Source organism: Vibrio sp. B7, assembly GCF_963888765.1.
Classification (GTDB): Bacteria; Pseudomonadota; Gammaproteobacteria; order Enterobacterales; family Vibrionaceae; genus Vibrio; species Vibrio anguillarum.
The window spans coordinates 164,562-180,069 of sequence record NZ_CAWPKR010000022.1 but is presented as its reverse complement, the minus strand read 5'-3'; the positions used below and the strand labels follow the sequence as shown (position 1 = coordinate 180,069).

Annotated in this window: 10 protein-coding genes; 9 read left to right on the top strand and 1 reads right to left on the bottom strand. The window is 46.1% G+C overall.

Annotated elements, in window-relative coordinates:
• Nucleotides 1-305 precede the first annotated feature (305 nt).
• The 6 genes from AACV32_RS08720 to AACV32_RS08695 all read left to right on the top strand — a co-directional run bounded on the left by AACV32_RS08720 (nucleotide 306) and on the right by AACV32_RS08695 (nucleotide 11,823).
• Entirely contained in the window at nucleotides 306-2,759 is a 2,454-nt protein-coding gene (locus AACV32_RS08720; RefSeq protein WP_170894920.1) for a glycogen/starch/alpha-glucan phosphorylase, read from the top strand.
• Nucleotides 2,760-2,860: 101 nt separating this feature from the next.
• Nucleotides 2,861-5,038 (top strand): 4-alpha-glucanotransferase, encoded by a 2,178-nt coding sequence (gene malQ, locus AACV32_RS08715; RefSeq protein WP_170894919.1) that lies wholly within the window; start codon nucleotides 2,861-2,863, stop codon nucleotides 5,036-5,038.
• Nucleotides 5,039-5,219: 181 nt separating this feature from the next.
• Nucleotides 5,220-7,409, top strand: a complete 2,190-nt coding sequence (gene glgB / locus AACV32_RS08710; protein ID WP_170894918.1) for a 1,4-alpha-glucan branching protein GlgB — start codon at nucleotides 5,220-5,222, stop codon at nucleotides 7,407-7,409.
• Between the two features lie 290 nt (nucleotides 7,410-7,699).
• Nucleotides 7,700-8,218, top strand: a complete 519-nt coding sequence (locus AACV32_RS08705) for an Hcp family type VI secretion system effector (RefSeq protein WP_013868180.1) — start codon at nucleotides 7,700-7,702, stop codon at nucleotides 8,216-8,218.
• A 141-nt stretch (nucleotides 8,219-8,359) separates the two neighbouring features.
• A complete protein-coding gene (tssI, locus tag AACV32_RS08700; RefSeq protein WP_170894917.1) occupies nucleotides 8,360-11,458 on the top strand; it encodes a type VI secretion system tip protein TssI/VgrG in 3,099 nt (1,032 codons plus the stop codon).
• The gene (locus AACV32_RS08695) at nucleotides 11,455-11,823 is read left to right on the top strand and encodes a hypothetical protein (protein WP_017044915.1); all 369 of its coding nucleotides are present in this window, start codon (nucleotides 11,455-11,457) and stop codon (nucleotides 11,821-11,823) included. The genes tssI and AACV32_RS08695 overlap by 4 nt, the downstream gene beginning before the upstream one ends.
• 163 nt (nucleotides 11,824-11,986) lie before the next feature.
• Here the strand turns inward: AACV32_RS08695 and AACV32_RS08690 are convergent, their stop codons facing one another.
• Nucleotides 11,987-12,247 carry a DUF3012 domain-containing protein gene (locus tag AACV32_RS08690; RefSeq protein WP_013868177.1) on the bottom strand — a complete coding sequence of 87 codons (261 nt, stop codon included), beginning with the start codon at nucleotides 12,245-12,247 and terminating at the stop codon, nucleotides 11,987-11,989.
• Nucleotides 12,248-12,553: 306 nt separating this feature from the next.
• Between AACV32_RS08690 and rbsD the strand changes: the two genes are divergently transcribed.
• From rbsD to rbsC, 3 genes are read left to right on the top strand one after another with little or no spacing between them, the layout of a single operon-like run.
• A complete protein-coding gene (rbsD, locus tag AACV32_RS08685; RefSeq protein ID WP_013868176.1) occupies nucleotides 12,554-12,973 on the top strand; it encodes a D-ribose pyranase in 420 nt (139 codons plus the stop codon).
• A gap of 20 nt (nucleotides 12,974-12,993) precedes the next feature.
• Entirely contained in the window at nucleotides 12,994-14,499 is a 1,506-nt protein-coding gene (gene rbsA, locus AACV32_RS08680) for a ribose ABC transporter ATP-binding protein RbsA (protein WP_013868175.1), read from the top strand.
• 11 nt (nucleotides 14,500-14,510) lie between these two features.
• Complete coding sequence (gene rbsC / locus AACV32_RS08675; RefSeq protein WP_010320544.1) at nucleotides 14,511-15,479, top strand: ribose ABC transporter permease; 969 nt, start codon at nucleotides 14,511-14,513, stop codon at nucleotides 15,477-15,479.
• Nucleotides 15,480-15,508: the final 29 nt, after the last annotated feature.

Here is a 15,508-nt window from a genome sequence, read left to right as displayed (position 1 = left end):
TAATTTGTAAATGAAGCTCATTTTTTTGAGAGCCAATTCTCATATTGAGAGATTGATATTCCCGATCGAAACCTTAGCGTCATGAGCGGTATTTAGGCTAGTGAGCAAGGTGATGTGATCACAATCACTGCTTATGAACCGCTATGTGCAACGAATGAGAGATAGATCACTGCGACTCTGGTGCTCGCCCTCTACGCCCTGAGCCCTCCTCCTAAACGAGGTCATTTTTAGGAGGATGCCGACCTTGCGTAGCTGATGCACGATATGCCGAAGATGAATTAAAACGACTAAGTGAGATTTCGCTAATGAAACCTACGCAACAGAAGAAGTTTGATAAAGCTTCGTTCCAAGACAACGTAAAGAAACACCTGACTGCCACCTACGCTACCACCATTGAAAATGCAGATAGCCGTTCATGGTATCTCGCAATGGGGCGCGCACTGGCTGAATTAACGATGTTTGATCTACTCGAAACTGAGCAAGACGAGCGCATTGTTAACGCTAAGGGTCTGAACTACTTATCACTTGAGTTCTTGATTGGCCGTTTAACGGGCAACAACCTCATCAGCATGGGCCTGTATGAGCAAATCACGGAAGCGATGGCTGATTTAGGTCAGAACCTAACGGATTTATTAGAAGAAGAACGTGATCCATCCTTAGGTAATGGTGGTTTAGGGCGACTTGCGGCATGTTTCATGGATTCGTGCGCTGCGCAAGAGTACCCAACCGTAGGTTATGGTTTACATTATGAATACGGTTTGTTTAAGCAATCTTTTAGTGAGGGCCACCAACAAGAAGCTCCTGATGAGTGGCGTTGTGTTGAAGGCTACCCGTGGGAAGTGGCACGACCACACCTAGCACAAGAGATTGGTTTTTACGGCCATGTTGACGTTATCAATGACAATGGTGTGGAAAAACGCCGTTGGATTCCGAGTATGTTTGTCCAAGCAATGCCTTGGGATTTACCGATCGTCGGCTATGAAAGCGACACGGTTTACCCGCTTCGTTTATGGGAATGTCGCGCAATTGCGCCTTTCTCACTGGCTGATTTCAACAACGGTAACTACTTTGAAGCACAGCATGCCTTGATTGATGCAGGCAACATTACCAAAGTACTTTATCCAAACGATAACCACGAAAAAGGCAAGACACTGCGTTTGATGCAGCAATATTTCCATAGCGCGGCGTCAATGCGTGACATTTTGCGTCGTCATGCGGCGGCGGGTCATGACATTGCTGATCTTCCTAAATATCAAACCGTTCAGCTAAACGATACTCACCCAACGATTTCCATTCCTGAATTGATGCGTATCTTGATTGATGAGAAAGGCATGGGCTGGGATGAAGCATGGGCGATCAGCTCAAAAACGTTCGCCTATACCAACCATACGCTACTGCCTGAAGCACTCGAAACGTGGAGCGAGTCGTTGATCCAGCGTTTGCTTCCTCGCCATATGGAAATCATTTACGAAATCAACCACCGCTTCCTGCAAGAAGTACGAGCCAAGTGGCCGGGTGATGTGTCGAAACAGCAAAAACTCTCCATCATTCAAGATGGTTTCCACCGTGTAGTGCGTATGGCAAACCTTTGTGTGGTTGGCTCTTACGCTGTGAACGGTGTGGCAGCGCTGCACTCGGAGTTGGTAAAACGCGATCTTTTCCCAGAATTCCACGAGCTTTACCCAACACGTTTGCACAACGTAACAAACGGCATTACGCCGCGTCGCTGGTTGAAATTTTGTAACCCAGGTTTGTCGGCGCTTATTTCGGAAAAAATTGGCACTGAGTGGCCAGCGCACCTTGACCAGCTAGAAGCGATTGCGCAATACGCTGACGATGCGAAATTCCAAAAAGAGTTTATGGCGGTTAAGAAACACAACAAGCAGCGTCTGGCTGATTGGGTATCAGAGAACATGGGTATTGAGCTTGATACCAATGCCATCTTTGATGTGCAGATCAAACGCTTGCATGAATACAAACGTCAGCATTTGAATATGTTACATATTCTCTCTTTGTATCATCGTTTAGTGAATGACCCAACGTTCGATATGACGCCGCGCGTGGTGTTCTTCGCGGCTAAAGCGGCACCGGGTTACCACCTAGCTAAAGAGATCATCTACGCCATCAATAAAATTGCGGAAAAAGTGAATAACGATCCGCGCATTGGTAACAAGCTAAAAGTAGTTTTCATTCCTGATTACCGCGTGAGCATAGCTGAAATCATCATTCCTGCTGCCGATGTATCCGAGCAAATTTCTACCGCAGGTAAAGAAGCATCCGGTACCGGTAACATGAAAATGGCGCTAAATGGTGCTTTAACCATAGGTACGATGGATGGTGCAAACGTGGAAATTCGTGAGGAAGTGGGCGATGACAACATCTACATCTTCGGTTTGGAAGTGGACGGAGTCGAAGCGTTAAAAGCCAGTGGTTATAACCCATATGAGTACTACAATGCGGATCCGCTGCTTAAGGCTTCACTGGATTTGTTGGTGGGTGAAGAATTTACCCCAGGCGCTCCGGGTAAATTGAAAGCCACGTTCGATAGCTTGCTTGATGGTGGTGATCCATACCTAGTGCTGGCTGACTTCGCTTCGTATGTACAAGCGCATCAGGCGATGGACAAGCAGTACCGTGACCAGGCTGGCTGGGCGAAGAAAGCGATTCTTAACACCGCGTTGGTGGGTAAGTTCAGCTCTGACCGCAGTATCCGTGACTACGTTAACAACATCTGGAAATTAGAAACCGTTAAACGTTAATTTTCAAGTAAGCCAAGGCCTTAGAGCCTTGGCTCTATGATGACTCATTATAATAAAACCCTACCCATTTGAAGGGGAAAGAAGTCCCTTCGGAGAAAGCGATGAAACAACTAAACGCATTAAAACAAGTAGCGGCGATGGCGAACATTGCCGACAGCTACATAAGCGCGTGGGGCGACGAAGCGAAAGTGGAAGATGAAACCATTATCCGCTTATTGGCGTCTTTGGGCTATGACACAACCAATGATGAAACGCTGCTGAAATCAGCAGAAAAGAAACACAAGAAAGATGTATTAGATCCTGTTCTCGTTATTCGTGAAGGTGAAGCGGTGGAAGTGCCACTTTATCTAGGTGCCAGCGCACGTGAAAGCGAATTTAACTGGCGCTTAGAAACCGAGCAAGGAGAGGTACTTGAAGGCTATCTTCAATCGCAAGTCGTTCGTGATGAACGCGCTGAGGGTGGCCCTTTAGTGTTTGCATTGCCAAGCGATTTGGCATGGGGATATCACAAACTGTTGGTGACACGGAAACGCCGTAAAGCACCGTATGAGCTCACGCTGATAGTTACGCCAAAAGCCTGTTACAAACAAGCACCTATTACTGAAGGTAAAAAATTGTGGGGCCCGAGTGTGCAGCTTTACACGCTGCGTACTCAGCACAACTGGGGTATTGGTGATTTTGGCGACTTAAAACAGTTAGTGGCGGATATTGCCTCTCGTGGCGGCGATTTTGTCGGCCTTAACCCGATTCATTCTCTCTTTCCTGCAAACCCTGAAGGAGCGAGTCCTTACAGCCCATCGTCACGCCGTTGGCTCAATATTTTATACATTGACGTGAGTTCAGTGCCTGAATTTGCTTTGAGTGCGGATGCGCAGCAAAAAGTAGGCAGTGCGGAGTTTCAGCAACGTCTTCAGAAAGTACGTGAAGCGCATTGGGTAAACTACACCGAAGTTGCAACATTAAAAATGAGTGTCTTGCCACTCCTGTTCACCGAATTTAAAAAACGCCATTTAGATAAAAATAGCGATCGCGCACAAGCCTTTTTGAATTTCGTTGAAGAAGGTGGTGAGAGCTTAGTGCACCAAGCGGCATTCGATGCGCTGCATGTCGATTTACATGCCCTAGATCCGAATGTATGGGGCTGGCCAGTTTTCCCTGAAAAATATCGTCGGTTTGAAAACAGCGCAGTACAGAAATTTATTGAAGACAATCAAGATAAAGTTCACCTATACATGTATTTGCAGTGGATTGCTGATGGCCAAATTAATGAAGCCCAAGCACTCGCGGAAGAAAAAGGCATGGCGGTCGGCTTATACCGCGACCTTGCGGTGGGTGTGGCTGATTCTGGCTCTGAAACTTGGGCTGATGTCGGTAACTTGATTTTAGATGCTAGCATTGGCGCACCGCCCGATATTCTTGGACCATTGGGTCAAAATTGGGGCTTACCACCGCTTAATCCACAAGTATTACAAGCAACCGCTTACGATGCTTATATCAAGCTGCTGCGCGCCAATATGAAACATTGTGGTGCGCTGCGCATTGACCATGTACTTGGTTTACTGCGCTTGTGGTGGGTACCAAAAGGTGAAAATGCCACTAAGGGTGCTTACATCTACTACCCAGTACAAGATATGCTCGCGATTTTAGCGTTGGAATCTCACCGCCATCAATGCAGCGTGATTGGCGAAGATTTGGGTACAGTACCTGATGAGATCGTCGATATTTTAGCCGACGCGGGTGTTCACTCTTATAAAGTGTTCTTCTTTGAAACCGCAGAAGATGGCGGCTTTATCTCACCGAAACATTACGCCGCTCAGTCGATGTCGGCACTGTGCACACATGATATGCCAACGTTGCGTGGTTTCTGGCATTGCGATGATCTCAAAATGGGGAGCGAAATTGGTTTGTACCCCGATCAAGCCCAGCTCGAAGCCTTGTTTGAGGACCGTTTGAAATGTAAACAAGGCATTTTGGATTCGGTGGCATGGCATGGTTATTTGCCTGAGGGGGTGGGGCGCGACGCAAGCCTTGTTCCAATGGATTCATATTTAAGTGAGGCGCTGCAACTGCACGTTGCATCTGGTGCATCGACCTTGCTCAGTATTCAGTTAGAAGATTGGTTGGAAATGGATAAACCCGTTAATATTCCGGGTACCGTTAATGAGTACCCTAACTGGCGTCGTAAACTTTCAATGAATTTGGATGAAGTATTTGCGCGTGATAATGTCAATCGCATTGCTGCACGTTTAACGGAAGTGCGAGCGAGTGTAAGTAAATAATCACTTACTGAATAAACCTTGATTTGACTTAGTGTTATCTTTCTTAATCATGGCATGAAGAATTTTAGTCTAGGTCACTCAATGTAACAGCAGAGTTCGGTACACTGAACCTCGCTAGTATGCCCGCCATTTTAGCGGGCATTTTTATACGTTTAAAGAAAGTTAGGTTAGGAGTAGGGATATGAAAACAAAAAAGCTTTCAAAGCTAAAGCAGGCATATAGCCAACTTTCCCATGCATCATTTACAGATCCATTCTCATTTTTAGGCCCTTACCTCGCACCCGATCAAGGTGCGCTACGCGTTTGGATGCCGGGTGCCGAAAAAGTTGAGCTGGTGGTGGAAAATCAACCCCGCATTCTGCTTGAGCGTGAAGATGAGTCGGGTTTCATCCTAAAATCAAATATTGATTTACGTTTTACCCACTACCAATTGGCGGTCGATTGGGCAGGTGTCGAACAGCTCATCGATGATCCATATCAGTACCATGGTTTATACGCTGAATATGATGATTTACATACGCCGAAATCGATGTATCACCACATGGGTTCGCAGTTCGTGACCATGGAACGTGGTGGTAAACAAATCTCAGGTATCCGTTTTTTAGTCTACGCACCGCATGCCAAAGCGTGCAGTTTGATTGGTGCATTTAACCAATGGGATGGACGTCGTAATCCAATGCAGCGCCTTGATTACGGTATTTGGGGGATTTTCATGCCCAACTTACCCGAAGGTACGCAATACAAATTTGAATTGAAAGGGCCTCATGGTGAAGGGTTACCGCACAAAGCCGATCCTTGGGGTTACTACGCCGAGCAGTACCCTTCATTTGCCTCGGTAACATACGATCATCGTCGCTATGAATGGCAAGACCGTTCGTGGCAAGCTCGCCCCATCACCGAAAAGCGCAAGCAAGCGCTCTCTTTCTATGAGTTGCACGTGGGCTCTTGGCGTCGTAATTCGGCGGGTGAATTTTTAAATTATCGTGAGTTGGCCGATCAACTGGTGCCTTATTTGGTGGATTTAGGCTATACCCATGTAGAGCTTATGCCCGTTTCTGAACATCCATTTTATGGTTCTTGGGGCTATCAACCTGTTGGCTTATTTGCGCCAACGAGCCGTTTTGGTACGCCCGATGATTTTAAATATTTCGTTGATCAATGTCACCAAGCCGGCCTTGGTGTGGTGCTCGATTGGGTTCCCGCACATTTTCCTGCCGATAGTCATGGTTTAGCCAATTTTGATGGCACTCCTTTATTCCATGATCCTGATCCGCGCCGTGGTTGGCATCAAGATTGGAGTTCGTATATTTACGACCTTGGCCGTGAACATGTGCGCCGTTTCTTAGTCTCGAATGCGTTATATTGGTTTGAACAGTTCCATATCGATGGCATTCGGGTCGACGCCGTTGCTTCGATGCTCTACCTCGACTACTCACGCAGCCATGATCAGTGGATCCCAAATGTGGATGGCGGCAGAGAAAATTACGATGCGATTGCCACCTTAAAGTGGATGAACGAAGAAGTGTACAAACACTTCCCGAATGCTATGACCATTGCTGAAGAATCAACAGCTTTTCCCGGCGTTTCAGCGCCAACCTTTATGGGCGGCTTAGGTTTTGGTTTCAAATGGAATATGGGCTGGATGCACGACAGTTTGGCCTATATAAAAGAAGATCCCGTCCATCGTAAATACCATCACAACGTCATCACCTTCCCGTTAGTCTATGCACACAGTGAAAACTATGTGTTGTCGCTATCACACGATGAAGTGGTGTACGGCAAGGGTTCGATCCACAACAAAATGCCCGGCGATGAGTGGCAACAAACGGCAAACTTGCGTGCTTATATGGGTTACATGTATGGCCAGCCGGGTAAAAAACTCAACTTCATGGGCACTGAATTTGGTCAAACGGCAGAATGGAATCATGATGACCAACTTCAGTGGTTCTTATTGCAGTTTGAACGCCATCAAGGAGTGCAGAATTTAACGCGAGATCTCAATAAGATGTATCAAGCCGAGCCTGCACTTTTTGAGTTAGACAGTGAGCCTCGTGGCTTTGAGTGGCGCTTACAAGATGCGGCCGATGCGAGCATTCTTGCGCATGAACGCATGAGTGACTGCGGTGAACGTATTTTAATTATCACCAATTTTACCCCTGTTCCTCACCAAGCTTTTCGTTTAGGTATGCCTGTCAAAGGTGAGTATCAATTACTGCTTAATACAGATGATAGACACTATGGCGGTAGTGGTTTTGAAGTCAAAAACCGTGTACTGACTGAAAACGTTGAGAGTGAGGGTTTAGACCAATCTATTTTGGTCTGTGTACCGCCACTGGCAACTCTCTACTATAAGCTAGAGACAAGGGTATAGTTGTCAACCCCATTGCAATTTAATGAGTTGAATGGTTCCTTGTGAAGTCTCAACATCAAAATCCCGATTTACAGTGTGAATCGGGATTTTTACATCTGGCTGTCTCAGAATGAGGGTAAGTTTTTACCCATCGAAGCAATATCTTGCTCATACTGGGCAGGTTTTTGCTCAATCAAAAATACATACAATATAAGTGTTTGATTTTAAATAGTAATAGAGTTGGCACTGACTTTGCTCTATGACGAGTGAACTTGTTTCATACCATTCATCATTAAAGTAAGGAATTTGCAATGCCAACTCCATGTTATATCTCTATCGAAGGCGAAACTCAGGGCCTGATCACTGCTGGTGCTCTGTCTACTGATTCAATCGGTGATGCGTTCGTTGAAGGTCATGAAGACCAAATGTTGGTTCAACAATTTGACCACGTTGTAACTGTACCGACTGATCCACAATCAGGTCAGCCTTCTGGTCAACGTGTTCACAAACCATTTAAATTCACCGTAGCGCTAAACAAAGCGGTTCCTCTTCTTTATAACGCACTGGCGTCTGGCGAGAAGATGAAATCGGTTGAGCTAAAATGGTACCGCACTTCTATCGAAGGTAAGCAAGAGAACTTCTTCACTACTACACTCGAAAGCGCGTCTATCGTGGACATTCACTGTGAAATGCCACACTGCCAAGATCCAGCGAACGGCGACTTCACACAAAACGTTACGGTTTCTATGTCTTACCGTAAAATCCTGTGGGATCACGTGAATGCGGGTACTTCAGGCTCTGACGACTGGCGCAAGCCTGTTGAAGCGTAATCACGCTTAGTTTTTGGGTCGCTCACTCGTGTTTCATGTCCTTGGGGTGAGTGGCCCACACCAAAACCTTAAGCTCAGTACGTAGCCTAGTTATGTATTGAGCTTAAGGTTTTTCGACATTCAAATGTGGAAGGGAAAAAGATGGCAAGGTTAAGTTTTAGGCTCACCGTGGAGGGTTTGGCAGACGACACGTTAGTGGTGCATGAATACCAAGGTGTGGAATCGCTGTCTGATAGCACGCAAGCGGGCCTGCGCTGTTACGGTTTTCGCTATGAGATAAAACTGGCCAGTCGTCAATCTGGCTTAACGGCGCTGGAGCTGGTGGATAAAACCGCTCAGCTTGAGATGTTGCGTGATGGCCTTGTCGTGCAGCGCGTGCACGGCATTGTGCGCCAGTTCAGTAAAGGCGATATTGGCCATCATCACACCTTTTACTCACTGACCTTAGTCCCGGCATTAGAGCGGTTATCACTGCGCCAAAACAGCCGTATTTTCCAGCTCAAAACCGTTCCCGAAATCCTCTCCATCGTACTGCAAGAAATGGGCATTAACGACTACGCCTTCTCGCTGAAGCGTGAGTGTGCTCAGCGTGAATTCTGCGTGCAGTACCGTGAGACGGATATCGACTTCTTGCACCGCTTAGCCGCCGAAGAGGGCTTGGTGTATCACTTCATTCATGAAGAGGGGAAACACACCCTCTTTTTCAGTGACGACAGCCAAAGCCTGACGAAGCGAGAAACGCCTATCCCTTACAACGCCCTTGCGGGTGGCGTGATGGAAAGCCCTTATGTGTCGCAATTAACGCAACACAGCCAAACCGAAGTGAGCCACAGCGCGCTGCAAGATTACAGCTTTAAAAAGCCGAGCTACTCGTTTGCCCAGCAAGCGCAAGGGCGCGAGATGGATTACCAGCAAGCGACCTACGAACACTTTGATGCACCGGGTCGCTTTAAAGACGACGTCAGCGGCAAAGCCTTTAATCAAATTCGCTTAGAGTACTTACGACGAGAAGCGCGTACCGCGAGCGGAAAAAGTAACCATCTTGGCCTGCAAGCGGGCACAAAGTTCGACTTACAAGAGCATCTTGACGACAGCGCGAACCGCGATTGGGTTGTCGTGCAAGTGCATCATCAAGGGCGTCAGCCACAAGCATTGGAAGAAGAGGGCGGCAGTGGCGCGACCACGTACAGCAACCAATTCACGCTCATTCCTGCCGATGTCACGTGGCGTGCGACACCGCAAGCCAAACCTCAAGTGGATGGCCCTTGCATGGCGTTAGTCGTGGGCCCTGATGGCGAAGAAATCTTCTGTGACGAACATGGCCGCGTCAAATTGCATTTCCCGTGGGACAGATATTCCAACGGCGATGAACACAGCTCATGCTGGGTGCGCGTCTCACAAGGTTGGGCTGGCAGCCAATATGGCATGATAGCCATTCCGCGCATTGGCCATGAAGTCATCGTCTCGTTTCTCAACGGCGACCCAGACCAACCGATAGTGACAGGCCGTACCTACCATGCGACCAACAAAGCGCCGTACACACTACCGGATAACAAAACCAAAACCGTGCTGCGCAGTGAAACGCACCAAGGAGAAGGGTTTAACGAGCTGAGTTTTGAAGACCAAGCAGCGCAAGAGAAAATCTACCTACACGCGCAAAAAGACTTAGACGCCTTGGTGCTCAATGACGCCACGGCGCACATCAAGCACGACCAGCACCTCACGGTGGATAACGACCAGTTCACGCACGTTAAACATAACCACCACCTCACGGTGGAGGGCGAAAGCCGCGATAACATAACCAAAGATAGCAGTGTAGAGATTAGCGGGTCATTACGGCATAAAGTGGCCAAACTGACCGCGATACAAACAGGGCGCGAAATCAGCCTTAAAGCGGGAGCTAAAATCGTTGTAGAAGCTGGGGCTGAAGTGACTTTAAAAGCGGGTGGCAGCTTTGTCAAAGTGGATGCTGGTGGCGTGCACATCGTTGGTCCTGCGATTAACCTTAATGCTGGCGGAAGTGCTGGCAGCGGTAGCGCTTATGGTGGGCAATCCGCCATGTTGGCAACCCCACTACTTGATATGAAAGCTCCAGCCGAATTGCAAGCGAGTGCAATTAACGCGACCATGCAAAGCGGCCAAGCGAATGTGATCACTCATTTTGAGGCTGCCGCAGTACAATCCGCTGCGCAGAAATCATCTGCATCATCAGAAAAGCAGTCAGAATCTAAGGCGGCAGAAAAGAGCGCTCAGGAAGAGAGCCCAAAAGAGGATGCACAAAACGAAGATAAAGCATCACTGCTACAATCGGATGTGTTGAAACCTTCAGAAGAGCTGGAGAAGTTAGCGAAGAAACAAGCCAGCGCTTTCAGAAAAGGCAACAATGGCGAAGAAGTGAGCTTGATTCAGCAAGCGTTAATCAAAATGAAATTTGATTTGCAAGCCGATGGTGATTTCGGTAATAAAACCAAAACGGCCATTGAGCAGTTCCAAAAAAGTTATCAACCCAGCCATCAAACGCATCCGTCATACAGCATTGGCCCCGTTGATGGTATTGTTGGCCAAGGCACATTGTTAGGTTTAGATGAAGCGTTGATGGATGGATGGGTTTATGAAAATGATGTCCATGAAATGTGGACGCTAGGTAAAACGTCAGAGAAGTATGAGTCGGCAGGAAGAGGTCCAGGGGTCATATCAACAGGAAATGGGGATTATGGTGGCGCTTCATATGGCTGTTATCAAATGTCATCAAACCTTGGTGTGGTACAACAGTATATTCGATCATCAAAATTTAAAGATTTTTTTATTGGATTGAATCCAGCGACGAAAGAATTTAATACTGCTTGGTTGGATATAGCTTCTAAATACCCCCAAGAATTTAGAGAAGAACAACATCAATTTATTAAGCAAACACATTACGATATACAAATAGAAAAGCTTAAAGGAAAAGGACTATTGTTTGAGCATAATCGAGCTGCTGTGCACGATTTGATATGGTCCACTTCCGTGCAGTTTGGCGGGCGAACTAATTTAATTATTAATGCGTTGAATGGAAAAAATGTGGAAAGTGTTACAGATAGGGAGTTTATTATTCTTGTACAAGACTATAAGACTCTTAATACAGAGAGGCTCTTTAGATCTTCACCATCATGGTGGGATGATTTAAAAAAACGGGCAGAGTCAGAGAAGAAAACTTTACTTGAACTGGAAACTAAAGGTTTAGAGGTTGATATAAAATGAATAGGTTGCTTTCTGAAATTTTTACTGCTCTATTGATATTATTCAGTATTAGTAGTGGCGCCATTGCTAGCGATAATTGCTATGATACATCTACTGTGCATCAAGAAATGATAGGATGCATCCAAAATGAGATAGCAAGGTCAGAGGCTCAGATTAAAAAAGTTATTTCTTTTAAGTCTATAGATTATGGCTTTCCAGATGATTTTTACAATAAGCAAAGGTTAGCTATCCATGAAAGGTGTATGCTTTATGCGAATATTGGTGGTCAACGTGGTGAATTGCTGATGATTCAATGTGAACAGTCTAATTTAGAAAACCTTGATGAATATATTAAACAATATATAGAGGATGTTGATAACGGCTAGAGCTAACAGTTAACAAATTAATTATATATTGATAGGTTATTGTAAATAATCTTATAAAAGTGATTTTTGATAGTTAATTAATATCAAAAATAGTATGAAAAAATCCACCAATTAATTTGATGGCCGTAAACCCCATAGCAACCTAGCTCTGGGGACTCCCTTCTCACAGCACACAATATTTAGCGTAAGAACCAGCCTCATTCGCTGTCCAATCACCTTTTGGCTTGTCTTTCATATCTTCACACCACGCGTCGCTGCCAATTTGTGATTGGAAGACACAGTGCTTTGCATAATCCACCGCCTGTCCGGCGTTCCATTCGCCTTTTGGTTTCTCTTTCATATCTTGACACCATGCTTCGCTGCCCACTTCTGAGCAGGCGGCGAGTGAGAATGCAGTAAACAATACCAAGGCTATTTTTTTCATGTTTGAGTTCCAAATGGATGCGATTTTTGTTCGGAGTGACTATACCGAAAATCACGGTCTCAGTGTTAATCCTATGCTAAAAATGGGCATCTAATGACAAATCACTCAGTGATGATCCTCACTCTTTTTTACTCCTCAGCTCACTAATCAACGATCAAAATCACATTACCTATTTGCGCATCGTGCAAATTATTTTTGCTACGCTAGGATTCATCGAAACGTTTCGATGAGATTTTCTTGAACGATTCAAGAGTGATAGAAAGGTGTCAAAAAGCGAAACATAAAGCCTAACGTGAAGGTATAACAATGAAAAAAAGTACCCTATTAAACTCAGAACTCTCTTACTTGGTGGCTACTTTAGGGCATACCGACGAAATCACAATTTGTGATGCAGGTTTGCCCATTCCTGATGAAGTGCAGCGTATTGATTTAGCATTAACTCACGGTATTCCCGGTTTTATTGACACGGTCCGCGTGATTCTTTCTGAATCTCAAATTGAAGGTGTGATCATTGCTGAAGAGTTTGCACAAGTAAGCCCTGAGCATCACAAAGCACTGCTTGCTGAGCTGAAAGCGGAAGAGGAGTTATGCGAGAAAGCGATTGCTGTCACTTACCTCTCTCATCAAGATTTTAAAGAGCGCACTATGCGCAGCCGCGCCGTGGTAAGAACAGGCGAATGTACGCCGTATGCGAATGTTATTTTTCAAGCAGGCGTCGTGTTTTAAGCCGCGATTGAGGATCCATTATGACTCAAGCAATTTTAGCGCTCAGTGAGATTGAAAAAGCGTTCCCCGGCGTGAAAGCGCTCGATAAAGCTAGCCTCAATGTTTACCCCGGCCGCGTGATGGCGTTGATGGGCGAAAACGGCGCGGGTAAATCAACCTTAATGAAAGTGTTGACGGGTATCTATTCATTGGATGCGGGTTCTATCACTTACCAAGGAAAACCAGCCGCCTTTAAAGGCCCACGAGATTCACAACAAGCGGGCATCAGCATTATTCACCAAGAGTTGAATTTGATTCCGGAATTAACTATTGCTGAAAACATTTTTCTAGGCAGAGAGATAACCGGTGCGATGGGGCGAATTTTATGGAATGAAATGTACCAAGCAGCCGACAAACTACTGGCTCGCTTAAATGTTAAACACAGCTCCAAGACCTTGTTGGGTGACTTAAGCCTTGGTGAGCAACAGATGGTTGAGATTGCAAAAGCGCTCTCATTTGAGTCGAAAGTGATCATCATGGATGAGCCGACGGATGCGCTGACGGATACCGAAACTGAATCGTTATTTAATGTGATTAACGAGCTGCGTGAACAAGGTTGCGGCATTGTTTATATCTCACATCGGTTGAAAGAAATTTTTGAAATTTGTGACGACATTACTGTGTTACGTGATGGCAAATTCATTGGCCAGTGCAAAGTGTCTGACACCAATGAAGATGGCCTGATTGAGATGATGGTCGGCCGGAAATTAGAAGAGCAGTACCCACGTATTGAGGTAAAGCACGGCGACACTTGCCTTGAAGTGATAGGCCTCACGGGTTCAGGTGTGCATGACATTAATTTTACGCTCAAACGAGGTGAAATCCTCGGTGTCTCGGGTTTGATGGGCGCAGGGCGCACTGAATTAATGAAAGTGATTTACGGCGCGCTGCCCAGTGAGCGAGGCGTGATTAACCTTGAGAACAAAACCATCAACCCAGTCAGCCCACAAGATGGCCTTGCAAACGGTATCGCGTATATTTCAGAAGATCGCAAAGGGGACGGTTTGGTTCTTGGCCTGTCGGTGAAAGAGAACATGTCACTGTGTGCGTTGAATAAATTTAGCAAAGGTGTACAGATTCAACACAGTGATGAAGTCATCGCAGTGGAAGATTTCATTCGCCTATTCAACATCAAAACGCCATCTCGTGATCAAATCATTGGCAATTTGTCCGGTGGCAATCAGCAAAAAGTAGCGATTGCCAAAGGGTTGATGACACGCCCTAAAGTCTTGATTTTGGATGAACCCACACGCGGTGTTGACGTGGGAGCCAAAAAAGAGATTTACCAATTGATTAACCAATTTAAAGCCGAAGGGATGAGTATTATTTTGGTTTCGTCAGAGATGCCAGAAGTGCTAGGGATGAGTGACCGAATTTTGGTGATGCATGAAGGTCGAATCAGCGGCGAATTCAGTGCCAAACAAGCCAACCAAGAGATTCTACTCGCCTGTGCGGTAGGCAAAAAGATCAATGAGGAAGCAGCATGAACAGTAACAGCATGAGTAATTCAACCCAAACTAACCGCAGAAAATGGATCAGTAAAGAGTGGCTCATTGAGCAAAAATCACTGATTGCTTTGCTTTTTTTAGTGGTCGTTGTCTCTTTTTTAAACCCCAATTTCTTCACGGTTGACAACATACTGAACATTTTGCGCCAAACCTCAGTCAACGCCATTATCGCTGTGGGGATGACCTTGGTTATTCTAACGGCAGGTATCGATTTGAGTGTTGGCTCGGTACTGGCGTTGTGCGGCGCTTTTGCTGCAACCATGATTGGTCTTGAGATTCCTGTCATTATCGCAGTCCCTACAGCGTTACTTGCTGGCGCGGCACTGGGTGCGATTAGCGGCATCATTATCGCCAAAGGTAAAGTGCAGGCGTTTATTGCCACCTTAGTCACTATGACCTTACTGCGTGGTGTGACCATGGTTTATACCGATGGGCGTCCAATTTCGACAGGTTTTACCGATACTGCAGATGCTTTTGCTTGGTTTGGTACAGGTTACGCGTTGGGTATTCCCGTTCCGGTGTGGATGATGGTGGTGGTCTTTGCTGCGGTTTGGTACTTACTCAACCATACACGTTTTGGCCGCTATGTTTACGCGCTAGGTGGCAATGAGTCTGCGACGCGATTGTCAGGCATTAATGTGGATCGCGTGAAAATTGGTGTGTACGCCATCTGCGGTCTATTGGCTGCGCTGGCTGGCATCATCGTCACGTCTCGCCTCTCTTCTGCGCAACCGACTGCTGGTATGGGTTATGAGCTGGATGCCATCGCTGCCGTCGTACTTGGTGGTACCAGCTTGATGGGTGGTAAAGGACGCATTATGGGCACGTTAATTGGGGCGCTGATCATCGGCTTTCTTAATAACGCGCTGAACCTGCTTGATGTCTCTTCTTACTACCAAATGATTGCGAAAGCCGTGGTTATTTTGCTCGCGGTACTCGTGGATAACAAAAATAAGTAACACGATAGAAAACCTCCGTTTTAAAGCGA